Source organism: Bradyrhizobium sp. R2.2-H, assembly GCF_004346455.1.
GTDB classification, from domain to species: Bacteria; Pseudomonadota; Alphaproteobacteria; order Rhizobiales; family Xanthobacteraceae; genus Bradyrhizobium; species Bradyrhizobium diversitatis.
The window spans coordinates 44,767-63,607 of the sequence record NZ_SMBR01000002.1 but is presented as its reverse complement, the minus strand read 5'-3'; the positions used below and the strand labels follow the sequence as shown (position 1 = coordinate 63,607).

The window sequence follows — 18,841 nt, the reverse complement described above, 5'->3', positions numbered from 1 at the left end:
AGATTCGAGGGGTAAACCCTCAAATCCCCACACTTTTTCGTGTTCGGCCTGCGCCGGGACGTTCCGTCGCACGCCTTTTGCATCTGACGCCGGTCCTTCCGATCGTCATGGCCGGGCTTGACCCGACCATCCACGATCTTGGGACGAGATCCCGGGCCCCGCTTCGCGAGCCCGGGAATTCGCTGAAGTAACTTGCGTTACTTCAGCTCAACCTTGGCACCAGCCTTCTCGAGCTGGGCCTTGATCTTGTCGGCTTCGTCCTTGTTCACGCCTTCCTTGACAGGCTTCGGCGCGCCCTCGACGAGGTCCTTTGCTTCCTTCAGGCCGAGACCGGTGATGGCGCGGACTTCCTTGATGACCTCGATCTTCTTGTCGCCGGCGCTGGCGAGAACGACCGTGAACTCGGTCTTCTCTTCCGCCGGAGCGGCAGCGGCGCCACCAGCAGCCGGGCCGGCCACGGCGACGGCCGCGGCGGCCGAAACGCCCCACTTCTCTTCGAGGAGCTTCGCCAGTTCGGCAGCTTCGAGCACGGTGAGGCTCGAGAGGTCGTCAACGATCTTCTGCAAGTCAGCCATTGTTCAGTTTCCTTGAGTGTAAGTCTGGTTCGGGTTTGAGTTTTGCGAAGGGCGTCAGGCCGCTTCGCCCTTTGAGGCATGAGCCTGGATGACGCGCGCGAGCTTGCCCGCGGGCGCGTTGGCGAGCTGGGCCAGCTTGGTCGCCGGGGCCACGATGAGGCCGACGATCTTGCCACGCAGTTCGTCAAGCGACGGCAGCGAGGCAAGCGCCTTCACGCCGTCGACATTCAGGACGGTCTTGCCCATCGACCCGCCAACGATGACGAACTTTTCGTTCGCCTTGGCAAATTCGATGGCGACCTTTGGCGCCGCTACCGGATCGTTGGAAGTTGCGATCACGGTCGGCCCCTTCAGCATGGGGCCGATGGCAACGACGTCAGTGCCTTCAAGAGCAATTTTGGCGAGACGGTTCTTCGAGACCTTCACCGACGCACCCGCCTGCTTCATCTGCTGGCGCAGCTTCTGCATTTGGGCGACGGTGAGGCCGGAATATTGAGCAACGATCGCGACGCTCGTGGTCTTGAAGACCTCGTTGAGCTGTTCGACCGCCTCTTTTTTTGCCGCTCGTTCCACAGCAAGCTCTCTCCGGTTGGCGGTCATCGCGAGAAGCGGGACCGCCGGGTTGCACCCATCGTCCCACCCGAACCTGAACCTCCGGGCCAAAAACCCATCGGACACGCCGGGCAAGACGACAATTCAAAGCCTGCCCTCCGGGAGCCCCCCTTTGGAGGCCCACGGCGTGTCGAGGTCCGAACCAGACCCGTTTCGCGAACCCAACCGTTAAAGCTGGGCGCGAAGTGAAATCCGGTCTTCACCCGTCTATGCAGGCCATGCGATTAAGCCGTTGAGAAATCGAAATTTCCCGCAGGCGCCTGCAGTCTTGGACAGGACGAGGCCAGCCGGCGAACCGCCCGACCTCTGCCCGCACCCCAGCCAACCGACGGGTTTTCCTTCCTTTTCGGGCAAATCCTTGCGGACGTCCTGAAAAGGAATGATCTCCTGTCATGCCGGTTTTTCGGAATGCGTGCACGAACGCGCCAGCCGAGGCCGGTACGTTCGGAGGCGGTTCTTTAACCGCTCCGGGCCTGCTTGCCAAGAGCAAAATTCACACCAGTTCCAATCGATTGCCGGCCAGGCTTGATCTCGGTTGACAAGGCCCGATTCAGGACGATTTGACCGCGTAAGGGAGCGGTTTGCCCTCGAAGAACGCGGTCAGGTTGGCCAGGACGCAATTCTGCATGGCAACGTGCGATTCTAGGGTGTGGCCGCCGATATGCGGGGCGAAAACCACGTTCGGCAGCGCCGTCAGCGCATCGGGGACGTGCGGTTCCTGCTCAAAGACGTCGAGGCCGGCGCCGGCGATGGTCTTGTCGGCGAGCGCCGCGACCAGAGCTTTCTCGTCGATGACGGAGCCGCGGGAAATGTTGACGACATAGCCGTCCGCGCCGAGTCGCCGAAGGATATCGGCATTGACGACGTGCTGGGTGTCGGCCCCTGCCCGGACCGCGATCATCAGGACGCTGCACCAGTCGGCCAGGGCCTCCAGAGAGGAAAAATATCGATAGGGCAGATCATATCTGGTGCGGCTGAAATAGCCGACCTCGCTCTCGAAAGCCGCGCAGCGCACGGCGATCTTGCGGCCGATCTCGCCCATGCCGTAGACGCCGATGCGACGGCCGGGCATGCCGGCCTGAGGCCGCATCATTGGCGACTGTTTTGACGCGGCCCAGTCGCCACTGCGGACATATTGGTCGGCGACCAGGAGCCGCCGCGTCGCCGCCAGCATCAAGGTCATCGCGATATCGGCGACCGAAGCCGCATTGGCGCCCGGGCTGTGGCCGACGGCGATGTTGCGCGCGGCGGCCGCCTTCAGATCGACGCCGTCATAACCGGTACCGTAGCAGATGATGGCGCCGAGCTTTGGAAACAGGTCCATCGCCTCCGCGCCGAGCGGGGTCCCGCCCGCGGTCAGCATCGCGCGGATACCCCTGAGTTCGTCCGCCGGAAAAACCTCGTGCGCGGGCTTGCCAGCGGTGTCGAGCAGTTCGAACCGCTCGGCGAAACGCGCCATCATCGTCTTGGGAAAGCGCGAGTAAATCAGGACCTTGTCAGCCATTGTTTTTGTTTCCAGTGAGCGCCGCCACAAACGACGAGGGGCGGAATCGGTTGCCCAATTCCGCCCCTCGCCTCATGCAATTTCCAAACCTTAGCCGAGAATGGTGCCCGGCTCGACCTTCACGCCCGGGCCCATGGTCGAGGACACCGCAACGCGCTGGATGTAGGTACCCTTGGAACCAGCCGGCTTCGCCTTGGAGACGGCATCGGCCAAGGCCTTGATGTTCTCGACCAGCTTCTCCTCGGAGAACGAGGCCTTGCCGACGCCGGCCTGCAGGATGCCGGCCTTCTCGACGCGGAACTCGACCGAGCCGCCCTTGGCACCCTTCACCGCGCCGGTGACGTCCATGGTCACGGTGCCGATCTTCGGGTTCGGCATCAGGCCGCGGGGGCCGAGCACCTTACCCAACCGGCCGACCAGCGGCATCATGTCGGGGGTGGCGATGCAGCGGTCGAAATCGATCGAGCCGTTCTGCACCTTCTCGACCAGGTCCTCTGCGCCGACGACGTCAGCACCGGCCGCCTTGGCTTCGTCGGCCTTGGCGCCCCGGGCGAACACGCCGACGCGGAGCGTACGGCCGGTGCCGTTCGGCAGGGTCACGACGCCGCGAACCATCTGGTCGGCGTGACGCGGATCGACACCGAGATTGATCGCGACCTCGATGGTCTCGTCGAACTTCGCCTTGGCGCGCTCCTTGACCATCTTGATGGCGTCCGCGAGCGGGTAAAGCTTTTCGCGATCAATGCCTTCGCGGGCTTTGTTCAAACGCTTTCCGATTGCCATGACCGCTTACCCCGCAACTTCCAGACCCATCGAACGGGCAGAGCCCTCGACCATCTTCATGGCCGATTCGATGGTGTCGCAATTCAAATCCTTCATCTTCTTCTCGGCGATCTCGCGCACCTGCGCCTTGGTCACCTTGCCGGCCTTGTCGCGGCCCGGCGCCTTCGAGCCGGACTGGATCTTGGCAGCCTGCTTGAGGAAGAAGGACATCGGGGGGGTCTTCATCTCGAACGTGAATGAACGATCGGCGTAGATCGTGATCACGACGGGAATCGGGGTGTTCTTCTCTTCCTTCTGGGTCTGGGCGTTGAATGCCTTGCAGAACTCCATGATGTTGAGACCGCGCTGACCAAGCGCGGGACCGATCGGGGGCGAAGGATTCGCCGCACCGGCCGGGACCTGAAGCTTCAGGTATCCGGTCACTTTCTTTGCCATGTATCACTCCTGTTGTGCCGGCATGTCGCCGGCGGTTTCAGGTTCGTGGTCGGGATCGATGTGCGGCTGGCAACCGCCCTCGTCCTCCCACGGCCTCTTGTCGCGCAAGGCCTGAAGCCTCACGCCTCGTCCGGTCAGACCTTCTCGACCTGACCGAATTCCAGCTCGACCGGCGTTGCGCGGCCGAAGATCGACACCGCGACCTTCACGCGCGAGCGCGCCTCGTCGATTTCCTCGACGACACCCGAGAACGAGGCGAACGGGCCGTCGGCCACGCGCACGTTCTCGCCGATCTCGAACGAGACCGACGCCTTCGGCCGTTCCACACCCTCCTGCACCTGGTGCAGGATGCGCATGGCCTCGGCCTCAGAGATCGGCATCGGCTTGTTTTCCGCGCCGAGGAAGCCCGTTACCTTCGGCGTGTTCTTGATCAGATGGAACGCCTCGTCGGTCAGCTTCATCTTCACCAGCACATAGCCTGGGAAGAACTTGCGCTCGGCATCAATCTTGCGGCCGCGGCGCACTTCCGTGACCTTCTCGGTCGGAACCAGCACCAGCTCGAACAGATCCTCGAGGCCGCGCTGCTTGGCCTGCTCGCGGATCGATTCGGCGACCTTCTTCTCGAAGTTCGAATAGGCGTGAACGATGTACCAGCGCTTGTCGGACACTTGAGCGGTTGCCGTTGCCATCAGTGAATGCCCAGGAGGAAGGTGATGAGGTAGCGGATGATCTGGTCGGCGGCGAAGAAGAAGATCGAGGCGACGGCGACCATGACAAACACCATGATGGTGGTGATCGTGGTCTCACGACGGGTCGGCCAAGTGACCTTGGCGGTCTCCGAGCGCACTTCCTGCAAGAACTTGAACGGGCTGACTGCCATCGTTTGATGTCCAACGTCCGTCGACAGACGCGAATGAATTTCGGGGATCCGAACAGCCGCCGTTAGCCCAGCCCTCTGTCTCGAAGGATGAGCCGGAAACCGGGCTCGATTGTTCGGGGATTTCAAGGCCGCGCCGGAAATCCGCGTCTAACGGGCCGGCTGCGAGTGCGGGGTATCTACTGCGGATGGGGCCAAAGGTCAAGGTAAAGAGACTTCGCGCGGCAATCCGCCCTCCCCCGCCCCCTGGGTGCGGAAGCCATGCGGATCAAGGGGTTATCCACCGCCCGCAACGTTCGATCCCTCAAAGGAGCATCAGCCGGGAACGGTCAGTCGGCCCGGTCGATCATGGAAATACCCGGCAGCGGCACCACGAACTTCCCGCCTTCGGCGAAATAGCGGGCGTGCTTGGCTCGAATCGGGTCGACGTAGCGCCAGGCGAACACGACGACGAACGCCGGTTTGCGCTCGTACAGGGCAGCCGGCGGCAGAATTGGAATGTCGTATCCCGGGCCGGCCATCACGTTGCCCTTGTTGGGATCGTCGTCCACCAGGAAGTCGATCTTGTTCTCCAGGCCGAACTGCGGCAGCAGGGTCGTGGTGCCGACCGAGACGCCGTAGCCCGCGACCTGTTGGCCCCGCGCATGGGCGGCATCGGCCATCGCGACCAATTCGTCGCGGATGGCGGCGATCCTCTTCACATAGGGCGCGTAGTAGGCCGGCTGGTCCACGCCGAGCCGGTCTTCCTCGGCGATGAACCGCGCAACCTCGGCCGACGGCTTCCGCGCCCCGCCCGCCCGCTGGACCGTCACGCGAATGGAGCCGCCCTTGGTCCAGATGTGCTGGACGTCGATCACTTCCATGCCGAGCCGGGCGAAGAAGCGCGTCAGCGGCTTGATGTTAAAATACGACAGATGCTCGTGATAGACGGTGTCGAGCAGGTTCTTCTCGGTGACGTCGACGCCGTATTGCGTTTCAAAGACGAACAATCCGTCCGGCGCGAGCACGTCGCGCACTCCGATCACCAGCGGATCGAGATTGTCGACATTGGCGATCATGTTGTTCGCGATCACGACGCTCGCCGCACCATGGCTCTGAAGGATGCGGCGCCCGATGGCGTCGGTGAAGAAATCGCCGATGGTCTCGATACCCGCCTCCGTCGCGCGCCGCGCGATATCGACGGCGGGGTCGACCCCCAGCACCCGCATGCCGCGCTCTTTGAAGAAGCCAAGTAGCGAGCCGTCGTTGCTGCCGAGTTCCAGGATCAGCGAGCCAGGCGCCACCTCGAAGCGGCTGACGACGTCGTTGGCATAGCCGGCGAAGTGTTCGCGCAAGCCGAGCGACAGCGAGGTGGTATAGACGTAGTTGCGGTACTGGATCTCCGGATTGCCGACATGGAGAATCTGGAGGTGGCCGCAGTCCCTGCACAAATAGAGCGCCATCGGCACGGCGGCGCGAAAGACGGGGTCGTCAGCACTGGCGTTGGGCACCTGGAAGTTCGGCGTGCCGATGGGCATACCGGCCATCGGGACGACCAGCTCTTGCTTGTCCGAATGACAGAGGCGGCAGGTATTGCGGACGTAGAACAGGTTTTTCATCGTGGAACCGAGATGTGAGATACGCGAGCGAATGAGATAATCCCATCCTGTGAAGACCAGATCGGCAATGGGCTTACGCAGGTCATGAGTGGCTCGAGACTTCCGTGCCCTGCCCCAGCGCGAAACCGGGCGCTTCCTCCGCCGCCCTGGCGGCCTTGTCAGCGGAATACGACCCGCGCTCCGGACTCGCCAGCCAGATCACGCCGCCGACGAGGCCAACGATCACGCTGATGGCACCCAAGAGGAGTGAAACCGACAGCGCTTCCTCGGACGGCACACCCGCAAGACCGAGGCAGGCGACCATCGCCCCTTCGCGAACGCCCCAACCGCTGATCGAGATCGGAACGGCCGTCAACAGCACGACCGGCGGGATCAGGATGCCTGCGTCCAGCACGGAAAGCTGCGCTCCGACTCCGCGCGCCAGGGTGTAGCAGGCCGCCGCCGTCACGAGATGGATGAGAAGCGCGGATCCGAACAGCAGACCACGGCGCTCGGATTGCAGCAGAAGAAACCTGACGAGCGTTCCGAACCGGACGAAGCTTGCGATCGCGGGAAGCGCAATGAGGCGTTTCGGCAGACGGTCGAGCGTCAGCAGGACCACGGTGCCGGCGACGCCCGCCAGCGTCAGTCCGCCGATGGCGAGGATCGCGGCCGGATTGGACACGCGTGACAGCAGAAACGGCAATCCGGCCACCATCAGCACGATCAGCCCGATCAACGCCGTGAAGCGGTCTGCCGCAACGCCCTTGACCGCCTCCGACCACTGCACGCCACGTTGGCGGAGCAGCCACATCCGCACCGCGTCCCCGCCGACCGACGACGGCAACACCTGATTGAACCAGAGGCTGATCATGAGGATCCGCCAGCCCGCGAGCCAGTTCAGCGGCACGCCGAGCGCACGCATGATCAGCTCCCACCGGCCGTTGAGCACGAAGGTCTGGAAGAAGATCAGCGCAAACGCGACGACGAACAGGACAGGATCGACCGAGACGAGATGAGTTCGCAATTGGCGCAGGTCGAGGCCGCGCGCGATATAGACCAGCACCGCGACCGACAGCAGCAGCTTCACCGAAAACAGGGCCGCATGCTTGAATCGCGACTGCATCGGATGCCCGCCTCAGGACGCCGGATATTCCGCACGACCGATGACGAGGTCGATTGCGGCCATCATCCAGAACTGGTGCGTGGTCTCGACAATGTTGTAGCTGCGGCTGTCGACCCAGAAATTGACGTCGCCGAGGTTGCGCAGCGGATTGTCAGCATTCATGCCCGACAGCGTGATCACGTCGAGCTTCATCGTGCGCGCCTGCGCAACCGCATTGAGGATGTTCTTCGAACGTCCGGACGAGCTGATCGCGACGAGGCAATCGCCGGCGCGGGCATTCAGGCGTACTGCGTGCGCGATCCAGTCCTCGAAGCCGTAGTCGTTGGCAAGGCACGACATCATGCTCGCATCGCTGAAGCAAAGTGCAGGCACCGACGCATTCTTCGCCAGATCGATCGCCAGATGCGAGGCGATGCCGGCTGAGCCGCCATTGCCGATGAAGATGACGCGACCGCCCTGCTCCCGCGTGCGCAACCAGAACGCGCGCGTGGCGGAAATCCTGGCAAAAATACCGTCGTCGATCGCCGTCGCGCGATGCAGGCGGCCCACGTAGTCGTCGAGAAAGGCCTTGTGGTCGGGATCGACGGACTCGGCGGGCATGGGCTGGCGGCTCGATTGCAACATGTCCGGGTGATACCGGCTATTACCAAGGATTGCAAAGGTATAATACTTGCAAAGTTTGCGAGCGGCTGGTAGTCGGCTTTCGGGTTTCACTCAACATTGGCGAGCCTGTTTCGCTGGGCATTCGCGTCACGGATGTTCCCCATGAAATGCATCGTTACTGGCGGCGCCGGATTCATTGGCAGCCACCTCGTCGATCGCCTGCTCGACGATGGCCATGAAGTTATTGCGCTCGATAATTTCGTTATCGGACGCGCCGAAAATCTGGCCGCGCGCGCCAGTTCGAGCCAGTTGAAGGTCGTACGGGCGGACGTCACCGACCTTGACGCGATCAAACCGTATTTCCACGGTGTCGATTGGGTCTTCCATCTCGCAGCACTGGCTGACATCGTTCCCTCGATCGAGTCCCCTATCCCGTATCACCGCGCCAACGTGGACGGCACGGTCAACGTTCTCGAGGCTGCGCGGCACGCGGGCGTCCGCCGCTTCGTCTATGCGGCGTCATCGTCCTGCTACGGTATCCCCGACGCCTATCCGACGCCGGAGAGCGCCGAGATCCGGCCGATGTATCCCTACGCACTCACCAAGAATCTCGGCGAGCAGTGCGTCATGCACTGGTGCCAGGTCTACAAGCTGCCTGCCGTGGCGCTACGCCTGTTCAACGTGTACGGGCCCCGCCATCGCACCACGGGCACCTACGGTGCCGTGTTCGGCGTGTTCATGGCGCAGAAGCTCGCGGGCAAGCCCTTCACCGTGGTCGGCGATGGCGAGCAGACCCGCGACTTCACCTTCGTCAGCGATGTCGCCGATGCTTTCGTGACCGCCGCGCGCTCCGATGTCTCACATGAGATATTCAACGTCGGTTCGGACAACACCTACAGCGTCAACCGGCTGGTCGAACTTCTCGGCGGCGACAAGGTCCATATTCCCAAGCGTCCCGGCGAGCCCGATTGCACATACGCCGACATCACCAAGATCAAACGGGTCCTGAAATGGGCGCCGAAGGTGAAGTTCGAGGATGGCGTCGCGACGATGCTGAAGTCGATGGACCAGTACAGGGACGCGCCCCTGTGGACGGTGGACAAGATCGCCGATGCCACCAAGGACTGGTTCAAATATCTCGGCGACGGCGGCGATGCGGCGTCCGGCACTGCGCAGAAGGCGGGCCGTTGAGCAGACTCGTTCGACCCCGACTTTCGTGCCGCCAACCGATCATTTCCGGGCCGGCCAGACCGACCCGCGCTTTGGATAATTCACATGGGTAATGTTCCGACCGACAAGCCGACCATTCATCCGGCGCCGCACCAGAAGATCAAGACGGTCGAGGAACTGGGCGAGATCGCGCGGGCCGCGCAGGCCGAAGGCCGGACAGTTGCGCTCTGCCATGGCGTGTTCGATCTCGTGCATCTCGGCCACGTCCGGCACATCCTGGCGGCACGCAATGAGGCCGATGTGGTCATCGTGACCGTCACGGCGGACCGCTTCGTCAACAAGGGCCCGGGACGGCCGATCTTTCCGGAGAACATGCGCGCCGAGATGCTGGCCGCGCTCGGCACCGTCGACTGGGTCGGCATCAACCGGACATCCAGCGCCGAGCCGATCCTCGATACCGTGCGCCCAGACATCTACGTGAAGGGCTCCGACTACGAGAATCCCGAGGATGACGTCACCGGCAAGATCGCCGTCGAGCGGGAGGCCGTCGAACGCCATGGCGGCCGCATCGTCTTCACCCGCGACGTGACCTTCAGCTCGTCGTCGCTGATGAACCGCTACTTCGACATCTACGACCCCCCTCTGCGCGATTACCTCCAGAAGGTGCGCGAAAGCGGTGGCGCCGAACGCCTGCTGAAGCTGATCGACAAGATCCAGGACATGCACGTCGTGCTTGTCGGCGATACCATCATCGACGAATACCAGTATGTCACGGCGCTCGGAAAGGCCTCGAAGGAGAACATTGTCGCCACTCTGTTCAAGAACGGCGAGCAATTTGCCGGCGGTGTCATCGCCGCGGCCAATCACGTGGCGAGCTTCTGCAAGTCGGTGGAGATCGTCACGACGCTGGGTGGCAAGGACTACCCGGAAGAGTTCATCCGCGCGCATGTCCGCCCGAATGTCACGCTCACCCCGATCCGCATTCAGGGACGCCCGACCACCCGCAAATTGCGGTACGTCGAGATGGGCTACCTGCACAAGCTGTTCGAAGTCTACACCATGGACGACACGCCGCTCGACGAGGCCGAGCGCAAGGAGATCGACCGCGTCACCGCCGAGCGCGTGCGCGGCGGCGACGTGGTCATCGTCACCGATTTCGGCCACGGCATGATCGCACCCAGCACGATCGACACGCTGATCGCGAACTCCAAGTTCCTTGCGGTCAACGCCCAGAGCAACAGCGGCAACCACGGCTACAATCTGATCACGAAATATCCGCGCGCCGACTACGTCTGCATCGACGCTCCGGAAGCGCGCCTGGCGGCCACCGACAAGTTCAGCGACATCGCTTCGGTGATCCAGGACCGCCTGCACCGCAAGATCGATTGCGACAACATGATCATCACGCACGGCTCCTTCGGCTGCTACCCCTTCTCGTCGAAGACCGGCGTCGCCCGCGTGCCCGCCTTCACCAAGACCGTCGTGGATACGGTCGGTGCCGGCGATGCCTTCCTGACGATTACGGCGCCGCTGGTGGCAGCCGGCGGCAACATCGAAGACGTCGCCTTCATCGGCAACGCGGCGGGCGCGATCAAGGTGGGCATCGTCGGCCACCGCAGCTCGGTCGAAAAGGCGCCGCTGGTCAAATTTGTCACCGCGTTGTTGAAGTGACGCGAACGGGAATCTGGAGAACGACAGTGATTGGTCAGAAATGGAATGTGATGGTCACCGGTGGCGCCGGCTATGTCGGCAGCGTGCTGGTTCCCCAGTTGCTGGCGGCGGGCCACAAGGTCACAGTGCTCGACCTGTTCATGTATGGTGAGGACGTCTTCAACGCCGTCCGCGACAATCCCAATCTGCGCCTGATCAAGGGCGACATCCGCGATGAGGCCGCGATCAACGAGGCCCTGCGCGGCAACAATGCGGTGATCCATCTCGCCTGCATCTCGAACGACCCCTCGTTCGAGCTGGATCCGACGCTCGGCAAGTCCATCAACTACGACTGCTTCCGTCCGATGGTGCGCGCTGCGAAGAAGGCCGGCATCAAGCGCTTCATCTATGCGTCCTCGTCCAGCGTATACGGCATCAAGGACGAGGCCGAGGTGACCGAGGAGCTGTCCTGCGAGCCGCTGACGGACTACTCGAAGTTCAAGGCGATGTGCGAGACCGATCTTGCCGACGAGGCCGCATCCGGCTTCGTCACCTGTACGGTTCGTCCCGCCACCGTCTGCGGCTACGCACCGCGGCAGCGGCTCGACGTCGTCGTCAATATCCTGACCAATCTCGCGGTCAACACCGGCCGCATCCGCGTGTTCGGCGGAACGCAGAAACGGCCCAACCTGCACATCGAGGACATGTCCGCGGCCTATCTGTTCCTGCTCCAGCAGGATGACGCGAAGATCGACGGCAAGACCTACAACATCGGCTACGAGAACCACTCGCTGATGAAGATCGCAGACATCGTCAAATCGGTGGTCGGAAACAACGTCGACGTGGCCGTCGAGCCGACCGACGATCTGCGCTCATACCACGTCTCATCGGAGAAGATCCGACGCGAGCTCGGCTTTGCGCCGACGCACACGATCGAGCAGGCCGTGTCCGGCCTCGTGGAGGCCTTCAAGGCGGGCCGCCTGCCGAACTCGCTCAACGACCCCAGGTATTTCAACATCAAGATGATGCAGAACATCAGCCTGAAGTGAGCGGCGTGCGGATCGGCATCGACTTCGACAACACGATCATCTGCTACGACAAGGTCTTTGCCGCCGTCGCGCGGCAGCGTGGGCTGGTGCCGGAGGGCTGGGACGGGCTGAAGTCCGAGGTGCGGGATTATCTGCGACCCCGCGCGGGCGGCGAGCTTGCCTGGCAAGGGCTGCAAGGGTTCGTCTACGGCAAGGGAATTGGCGGCGCCGAGATCTATCCTGGAGTCCGCGAGTTCCTAGCAACGTGCCGCAAGGCCGGCGCGAGCGTCTATATCGTCAGCCACAAGACGCAGTTCGGCCATCAGGATCCCGACCGCGTCGACTTGCGCGAGGCCGCGCGCGGCTGGTTGAGGGGAGCGGGTCTCATCGACGCCGCCGGTGCGGCGCTAGCCGTGGGCAATATCTATTTCGAGGACACGCTGGCGGCCAAGGTCGAGCGGCTTGCGAGCCTGCAGCTCGATATCTTCATTGACGATCTCGTCGATGTGTTCGAGCAGCCGCATTTTCCGAAGACGACGCGATCGATCCTGTTCACGCAGTCGCGGCCTCCCCATCCTGATCATTGCGAGCCGATTGCAACCTGGGCCGACATCCACCGCGGAGTGTTCGCGCAATGAGCGAGCCCGACATCAGCGTCGAGGATGCGATCGCGATCGGCGGCCGCCTCTCCGGCGCGCGGGTCGCGGCCGCCCAACCGGCGCGGTCCGGTGGCAACAACCGGGTGTTTCGGCTGGAGATGGCGGAGGGACCGCCCCTCGCCCTCAAGCACTATCCGTCCGACGGGCGTGATCGCCTGGGACAGGAATATGATGCACTCTCGTTTCTGTCGCGGCACGGCATCACGTCGACGCCGCGGCCGATCGCGAAAGATCCGGCTGCGTTCTGCGCGTTGTATCAATGGTTCGACGGGGATGCGGCAGTTCTGCATCCTCAGGACGATGATGCCGATCAGCTGGCCGATTTCCTGATTGAGCTGCAACAGCTGCGCAGCGCGGACGGCGCACAGAATTTGCGAAGCGCGTCAGCCAGCATCTTTTCGCCCGAGGAAGCCATCGCGCAGTACGAGCAGCGCCTGGACGGACTACGGCAGGCATCGCAGGATCATCCGGACCTGCGCGCGTTCATGGACAGCAGCCTGGTTCCCAGCACCGCCGTCGCAATCCGACAACTCCGTCGCCGTTATGCGGAACTGGGCCTGGATCCCGCAGCGGCCCTTGCGCCCGCCCATCGTGCATTGAGCCCGTCGGATTTCGGACTGCACAACGCACTGCGCACCGACGACGGCAAATTGCGCTTCATCGACTTCGAGTATTTCGGCTGGGACGACCCGGTCAAGCTCGTGACCGACACCGCGATCCATCCCGGCAGCGATCTGCCCGCTGCCGGCGCTAACCGATTGATCGAACGGCTCTCGCGCACCTTCGAAGCTGGGGATGACGCGTTTGCGATCCGCCGTGACGTACTGTATCCTGTGTTCGGGGCGATTTGGTGCCTGATTGTCCTGAATGTCTATTTGCCGGAAAGCCGCTCCCGGCGCGCCCTGGCTGCGCAAGGTGGCGATCTGACGGTCCGCCTCGCCGGCCAGTTCGACAAAGCCCGCCGGCTCCATCAAACGATTTGCCAACGTGATCCAGATCTCACCCCACGCTGAAGCCGCCCTCACCTGCACGCTGGACGAGCGCAGCCTTTATTTGCGCCGCCTGGTCCTCGGTTCTGTCCGCTCGGCCGGACGCGGACATGTCGGTCCGGCTCTGTCGTTGATCGAGATGGTCCGCGTGCTCTACGACGACGTGTTGCGGATCGATCCTAAGAACCCGCGAGATCCCGATCGTGACCGCGCGATCCTGAGCAAGGGACACGGTTGTCTGGCGCTCTATGCGCTGCTGGCCGATCGCGGCTTCTTTCCCCTGTCGGAGCTGGACGGCTTCTGCGGGTCCGACAGCATCCTGGGCGGACATCCCGAATACGGCATGGTGCCGGGCGTCGAGGCCTCGACCGGCGCGCTCGGCCACGGCCTGTCGATCGGTGTCGGACTCGCGCTCGCCGCGCGCATGCGCGAGCGCAGCTACCGGACCTTCGTCTTGCTCGGCGACGGCGAGATCAACGAGGGATCGGTGTGGGAAGCCGCGATGGGCGCGGCCAAGCACGGGCTCGACAACCTGGTCGCGATGATCGACTACAACAAGCTCCAGAGCTACGGGCCGACCGACTACGTGCTGCCGCTGGAGCCGCTTGCGGACAAATGGCGCAGCTTCGGCTTTGCCGTGCAGGAGCTCAATGGCCACGACGTCGGCGCGCTGCGCGCCGTCCTGAAGCAGGTCCCGGCCGTTCCGGGCAAACCCACCGCGATCATCTGCCATACCGTCAAGGGCAAGGGTCTGCCGCCGGCGGAATCCAACGCCGATTGGCATCACAAGAACAAGCTGACCGACAGCGAGCTAGACGCCATCCGCGTCGCCGTCGGCGATTTTTGATCGGCTCCCCATGCGCAACACAGCGATGAACATGGTCCACAAGCTCGCCGCGCGCGACGAGCGGGTGCTTTACATCGGCTCCGATCCCGGCGCGGGCACCTTGCGCGCAATGAGCAAGGAGTTTCCCAAGCGCCATCTGATCGAAGGCATTTCGGAAGCGCACATCATCGGCATGTCGGCCGGCCTCGCGATGGAGGGCTTCGTGCCCTACGTCAACACCATCGCGACCTTCCTCACCCGCCGCTGCTACGAGCAGGTGGCGGTCGATCTCTGCCTGCACAATCTGCCGGTCCGGCTGATCGCCAATGGCGGCGGGCTCGTCTACGCGCCGCTCGGCCCCACGCACCAGGCGATCGAGGACATCGCCATCATGCGCGCGCTGCCGAACATGACGGTGATCTGCCCGTGCGACGCCGACGAGGCCGCGCGCATGATGGAGCAGACGCTCGACTGGAAGGGTCCGATCTACATCCGGCTCGGCAAGGGCGGCGATGCCGTCGTTTCCAAGGCCGAGCACGGCTTTGAGATCGGCAAGGCCATCCTGATGCGCCCGCAAGGCGACGTCCTCATGGTGACCACGGGCATCATGCTCCAGCGCGCCCTCGCCGCGGCCGACCTGCTGGCCGCGCAAGGCATTCGCGCCGGCATCCTGCACATGCACACGGTGAAGCCGCTCGACACCGCGGCCCTGCTGCAGGCGGTCCGCGGCACCAGGCTCGTGGCGACGCTGGAGGAGCACGTGCCCTCCGGTGGCCTGGGCAGCGCGGTCGCGGAGGCCTTGATCGACAAGCTCGGCTCCGGCTTCCCCGCGATGCTGCGTCTGTCGCTGCCGGACCGCTTCATGCACAATTACGGCTCGCAGGACTCGCTCCTGAAGAAGCACGGCCTTTCCGCTGGTGCGATTGCGACCTCGATCGAGCACGCGCTCGCCGCCTCGCGCACCTCCTCCCCTCAACTTCATTCCACCTGACGGGTCACATGTACGACGTTCGATATTCCTACCTGCTCGAGCAATTCGCCGACCCCGCTCCGATCCTGGCCGAGATCGGCCGGCTGGTGGCAACCGGTGACTTCACCCTTGGCAAGCCCGTCGCCGAATTCGAAAAGCGCTTTGCCGAGCTGATAGGCGTGCGTCACGCCATTGGCGTCGGATCGGGCACCGACGCGCTCAAGCTGCCGCTCAAGGCGCTCGGCATCGGTCATGGCGACGAGGTCATCACCGCCGCCAACACGTTCATCGCCACCGTCGGCGCGATCGCGGAGACCGGCGCGACGCCCGTGCTGGTCGATTGCGACGATTCCTTCTGCATGAACGTCGACCATGTCGAAGCCGCGATCACTGAGAAGACCAAGGCGATCATGCCGGTCCAGCTGACCGGCGAGGTCACCGACATGGGCAAGCTGATGGCGATCGCGCAGCGCCATAACCTGCCTGTGGTCGAGGATGCCTGCCAGGGCATCCTGTCGGAATTTGCCGGAAAGCGCTCCGGCACCCACGGCATCGCGGCCGGCTTCTCGCTGCATCCGCTCAAGAACCTCAACGTCTGGGGCGATGCCGGCGTCGTCGTCACCAATGACGACGGCATGAACGAGAAGCTCCGCCTGATCCGCAACCACGGCATGAAGAACCGCGACGAGATTGCGATCCTCGGCTGCAACTCGCGGCTCGATTCCCTTCAGGCGGTGGTGGGCAACTGGCTGATCGGCCAGACCAGCGAGATCACGCGCCGCCGGATCGAGAACGCGGCCTATTACGACGCGGGCCTTGCCGGCCTGCCCGGCCTGCGCATCCCGCCGCGCCGTCCCAACGTGAAGCACGTCTACCACCTCTACATGGTGTTCGCCGAGCGCCGCGACGAGCTCTACAAATATTGCCTGGAGAACGGCATCGAGGCGAAGATCCACTATCCGATCCCGCTGTATCAGCAGGAAGGCCTCAAGCATCTCGGCTACGCGCCCGGCACCTTCCCGGTCACCGACCGCCACGCCAAGGAGGTGATCAGCTTCCCCGTCGACCAGCATCTGACGCGCGCACAGCAGGACCGCGTCATCGAGACCGTCAGGAAGTTCTGCCATGGACGCTGACACCGGCCGCCGGCGCATCGGCTACGTCAATCTTCCCGCACAATTCGAGGAAGAAAGCGCCGAGATCATGCAGGCGGTCGAGGGCGTCTTCCAGCGCGGCGATTTCATCGGCGGGGCGGCGGTTGCGAAGCTCGAGGAGGAATTGTCGGCCTATCTCGGCTCGCCGCATGTCGTGACGCTGAATTCCGGCACCGACGCGCTGATCCTCGCCATGCGGGCACTCGACATCGGCCCCGGCGATGAGGTCATCACGCCGCCGAATTCGTTCGTGGCATCGACCGCCGCGATCATCGCGGTCGGCGCCACGCCGGTGTTTGCGGACGTGCTGCCGGACCAGAACATCGATCCCGCCGCGGTCGAGGCTGCCGTCACGGCGCGGACCAAGGCGATCATGCCGGTGCACCTGACCGGGCGCATGGCCGACATGACCCCGCTGATGGCGATCGCGGACAAGCACGCGCTCGCCGTGATCGAGGACAGCGCCCAGGCGATCGGCTCGACCTATGACGGCCGGATGAGCGGCACCATCGGCACGTTCGGCTGCTTCTCCGCCCATCCCTTGAAGAACCTGAACGCCGCGGGCGATGCCGGCTTCCTCGTCACCGCCGACGCCGAGCTCGCCGGGCGAATCCGCCGGCTGCGCAATCACGGCCTCATCAACCGCAGCGACGTCCAGGAATGGGGCATCGTCTCGCGGCTCGACACGCTTCAGGCCGAGGTGCTGCGCATTCGCCTGCGTCACCTGCCCTCGGTCATCGAGCGCCGGCGGCGCAACGCCGCGCAATACCGCGCGGAGCTCGCGGGCCTGCCGCTGTTCATTCCGCCCTGCCGCAACATCGAGTTCAACACCTTCCACACTTTCGTGGTGCAGACCGAGCGTCGCAACGACTTCCAGAAATATCTTGCCGACAAAGGCATCGAGACCGCGATCCACTATCCGGTCCCCATCCACCTGCAGCCGGCGGCGGCGCATCTGGGTCATGGCCGCGGCGCGTTCCCGGTAACGGAACGGCAGGCGGACCAGATCCTCACCCTCCCCATCAACCAGTTCCTCTCGGCCTCCGACATCAGCTATATTTGCGCGACCGCCCGGGAGTATTTTGCATGACGGACACGGACTTCCTGCACGCCGACGAGCAGGCGCTGGCGCAGCGCTTCATCGACGATGGCTTCGTCACCACCCCGGCCGACGATCGCGCCGGGCTCGACCGGATCCAGCGCCGTGCCGCCGAGCTCGCGGCGGACTATCTCAAGCTGCCGCACAGCAACGATCCCTACGCGATGCTCGACACCATCCACACGCGGGTGAGCGTGGATGATCTCAACGGCCTGCGGCTGCACGTCTTCAACGGCCTCAACGCCGAACCGTGGTTCCGGCCGACCTACTTTCGTCTGGCGCGCTCGACGATCGAGACCATCGTCGGCAACGAGCTCTGCATGCAGCGCCGCGTCAATCTCAGCATCCAGCTCCCCGGCGACAGCTCGTCGCTGCTCGCCACACATTCCGACGTCTGGTCCGGCGATTCGCCGTTCGAGGTCGTGGTCTGGGTGCCCTTGGTCGATGTCCAGCGCAGCAAATCGATGTATCTGCTGCCGCCGTCCCTGAATGGCGAGATGCAGGACCGGATGGCAGCTTTGCGAAGCGCCGAGGAACTGTACAAGACCATCAAGCCGCACGCGACCTTCATCGAGATCCCCTACGGTCACGTGATGCTGTTCAACCAGACCCTGATGCACGGCAATCGCGTCAACGAGGAAGCCGGCACGCGCTGGAGCATGAACTGCCGCTTCAAGAGCATCATGTCGCCCTACGCGGACAAGCGCTTCGGCGAGTTCTTCGAGCCGATCCTGCTGCGGCCGGCGACGCGCGTCGGCATGCAGTACAAGCTGCCCGGAGGCTTCCATGGCTGAGCGAGCCGGCCATCGCGGCTATATCGGCGCCCGGCCGCTGAACGGCAGCCGCACCCCGCAGCACGTCCAGAACATCGTGATCCGCGACTACGCGCGGCGGAAGAACCTGCATTATCTGCTGAGCGCCGCCGAGCACACCATGCCCGGCAGCTACATGGTGCTCGAGGACATCCTGGACGAGTTGCCGCGGCTGCGTGGGCTGATTCTCTACAGCATCTTCATGCTGCCGCCCGAAGAGGCGCGGCGGCGGCAGATCTACGACCGCGTGCTGCGCGAGGGCTGTGACCTTCACGCCGCGGTTGAGGAGATCACGCTGGCGTCGCAGAAAGACATCCAGGCCATCGAGGACATCCTGCTCGTCAACAAATTCGCGACCATCCTATGACGATGCCGCGGACCGGTTGGCCCCC

Annotated in this window: 21 protein-coding genes; 11 read left to right on the top strand and 10 right to left on the bottom strand. The window is 63.8% G+C overall.

Annotated features, from left to right (window positions below; all coding sequences use genetic code 11):
- Nucleotides 1-197: 197 nt before the first annotated feature.
- The 10 genes from rplL to EDE08_RS04330 all read right to left on the bottom strand — a co-directional run bounded on the left by rplL (nt 198) and on the right by EDE08_RS04330 (nt 8,089).
- Nucleotides 198-575 carry a 50S ribosomal protein L7/L12 gene (rplL, locus tag EDE08_RS04375; RefSeq protein ID WP_061876888.1) on the bottom strand — a complete coding sequence of 126 codons (378 nt, stop codon included), beginning with the start codon at nt 573-575 and terminating at the stop codon, nt 198-200.
- Between the two features lie 54 nt (nt 576-629).
- Nucleotides 630-1,148, bottom strand: a complete 519-nt coding sequence (gene rplJ, locus EDE08_RS04370) for a 50S ribosomal protein L10 (protein ID WP_036041495.1) — start codon at nt 1,146-1,148, stop codon at nt 630-632.
- A gap of 589 nt (nt 1,149-1,737) precedes the next feature.
- Nucleotides 1,738-2,691: a 2-hydroxyacid dehydrogenase gene (locus EDE08_RS04365; protein ID WP_131867573.1), complete on the bottom strand. Its 954-nt coding sequence runs from the start codon at nt 2,689-2,691 to the stop codon at nt 1,738-1,740.
- Nucleotides 2,692-2,781: 90 nt separating this feature from the next.
- The gene (gene rplA / locus EDE08_RS04360; RefSeq protein ID WP_018647230.1) at nt 2,782-3,474 is read right to left on the bottom strand and encodes a 50S ribosomal protein L1; all 693 of its coding nucleotides are present in this window, start codon (nt 3,472-3,474) and stop codon (nt 2,782-2,784) included.
- 6 nt (nt 3,475-3,480) lie between these two features.
- Nucleotides 3,481-3,909: a 50S ribosomal protein L11 gene (rplK, locus tag EDE08_RS04355; RefSeq protein WP_008136439.1), complete on the bottom strand. Its 429-nt coding sequence runs from the start codon at nt 3,907-3,909 to the stop codon at nt 3,481-3,483.
- Between the two features lie 134 nt (nt 3,910-4,043).
- Nucleotides 4,044-4,598: a transcription termination/antitermination protein NusG gene (gene nusG / locus EDE08_RS04350; RefSeq protein ID WP_028146088.1), complete on the bottom strand. Its 555-nt coding sequence runs from the start codon at nt 4,596-4,598 to the stop codon at nt 4,044-4,046.
- On the bottom strand, nt 4,598-4,789 hold the full coding sequence (gene secE / locus EDE08_RS04345; protein ID WP_007611620.1) for a preprotein translocase subunit SecE: 192 nt from the start codon (nt 4,787-4,789) through the stop codon (nt 4,598-4,600). The genes nusG and secE overlap by 1 nt, the downstream gene beginning before the upstream one ends.
- Before the next feature lie 326 nt (nt 4,790-5,115).
- Nucleotides 5,116-6,384 carry a class I SAM-dependent methyltransferase gene (locus EDE08_RS04340; protein WP_131867571.1) on the bottom strand — a complete coding sequence of 423 codons (1,269 nt, stop codon included), beginning with the start codon at nt 6,382-6,384 and terminating at the stop codon, nt 5,116-5,118.
- Between the two features lie 82 nt (nt 6,385-6,466).
- Nucleotides 6,467-7,489 carry a lysylphosphatidylglycerol synthase transmembrane domain-containing protein gene (locus EDE08_RS04335; protein ID WP_131867569.1) on the bottom strand — a complete coding sequence of 341 codons (1,023 nt, stop codon included), beginning with the start codon at nt 7,487-7,489 and terminating at the stop codon, nt 6,467-6,469.
- A 12-nt stretch (nt 7,490-7,501) separates the two neighbouring features.
- On the bottom strand, nt 7,502-8,089 hold the full coding sequence (locus tag EDE08_RS04330) for an SIS domain-containing protein (RefSeq protein WP_245524698.1): 588 nt from the start codon (nt 8,087-8,089) through the stop codon (nt 7,502-7,504).
- Between the two features lie 165 nt (nt 8,090-8,254).
- Between EDE08_RS04330 and EDE08_RS04325 the strand changes: the two genes are divergently transcribed.
- The 11 genes from EDE08_RS04325 to EDE08_RS04275 all read left to right on the top strand — a co-directional run bounded on the left by EDE08_RS04325 (nt 8,255) and on the right by EDE08_RS04275 (nt 18,816).
- The gene (locus tag EDE08_RS04325) at nt 8,255-9,283 is read left to right on the top strand and encodes an SDR family oxidoreductase (RefSeq protein ID WP_131867565.1); all 1,029 of its coding nucleotides are present in this window, start codon (nt 8,255-8,257) and stop codon (nt 9,281-9,283) included.
- Nucleotides 9,284-9,367: 84 nt separating this feature from the next.
- Entirely contained in the window at nt 9,368-10,933 is a 1,566-nt protein-coding gene (locus EDE08_RS04320; protein ID WP_131867563.1) for a PfkB family carbohydrate kinase, read from the top strand.
- Between the two features lie 26 nt (nt 10,934-10,959).
- A complete protein-coding gene (locus EDE08_RS04315; RefSeq protein WP_131867561.1) occupies nt 10,960-11,961 on the top strand; it encodes an NAD-dependent epimerase/dehydratase family protein in 1,002 nt (333 codons plus the stop codon).
- Nucleotides 11,958-12,578: an HAD family hydrolase gene (locus EDE08_RS04310; RefSeq protein ID WP_131867559.1), complete on the top strand. Its 621-nt coding sequence runs from the start codon at nt 11,958-11,960 to the stop codon at nt 12,576-12,578. The genes EDE08_RS04315 and EDE08_RS04310 overlap by 4 nt, the downstream gene beginning before the upstream one ends.
- On the top strand, nt 12,575-13,612 hold the full coding sequence (locus EDE08_RS04305; protein WP_165935774.1) for a phosphotransferase: 1,038 nt from the start codon (nt 12,575-12,577) through the stop codon (nt 13,610-13,612). The genes EDE08_RS04310 and EDE08_RS04305 overlap by 4 nt, the downstream gene beginning before the upstream one ends.
- Complete coding sequence (locus tag EDE08_RS04300) at nt 13,587-14,435, top strand: transketolase (protein WP_131867557.1); 849 nt, start codon at nt 13,587-13,589, stop codon at nt 14,433-14,435. The genes EDE08_RS04305 and EDE08_RS04300 overlap by 26 nt, the downstream gene beginning before the upstream one ends.
- Before the next feature lie 10 nt (nt 14,436-14,445).
- Complete coding sequence (locus tag EDE08_RS04295; RefSeq protein ID WP_131867555.1) at nt 14,446-15,405, top strand: transketolase family protein; 960 nt, start codon at nt 14,446-14,448, stop codon at nt 15,403-15,405.
- An 8-nt stretch (nt 15,406-15,413) separates the two neighbouring features.
- Nucleotides 15,414-16,520: a DegT/DnrJ/EryC1/StrS family aminotransferase gene (locus tag EDE08_RS04290; RefSeq protein WP_131867553.1), complete on the top strand. Its 1,107-nt coding sequence runs from the start codon at nt 15,414-15,416 to the stop codon at nt 16,518-16,520.
- Nucleotides 16,510-17,628, top strand: coding sequence for a DegT/DnrJ/EryC1/StrS family aminotransferase (locus tag EDE08_RS04285; protein ID WP_131867551.1), 1,119 nt, complete (start codon nt 16,510-16,512; stop codon nt 17,626-17,628). Before EDE08_RS04290 ends, EDE08_RS04285 begins: the two co-directional genes overlap by 11 nt.
- A complete protein-coding gene (locus EDE08_RS04280) occupies nt 17,625-18,431 on the top strand; it encodes a sporadic carbohydrate cluster 2OG-Fe(II) oxygenase (RefSeq protein ID WP_131867549.1) in 807 nt (268 codons plus the stop codon). The genes EDE08_RS04285 and EDE08_RS04280 overlap by 4 nt, the downstream gene beginning before the upstream one ends.
- Nucleotides 18,424-18,816, top strand: coding sequence for an LIC12192 family sporadic carbohydrate cluster protein (locus EDE08_RS04275; RefSeq protein ID WP_131867547.1), 393 nt, complete (start codon nt 18,424-18,426; stop codon nt 18,814-18,816). Before EDE08_RS04280 ends, EDE08_RS04275 begins: the two co-directional genes overlap by 8 nt.
- Nucleotides 18,817-18,841 lie beyond the last annotated feature (25 nt).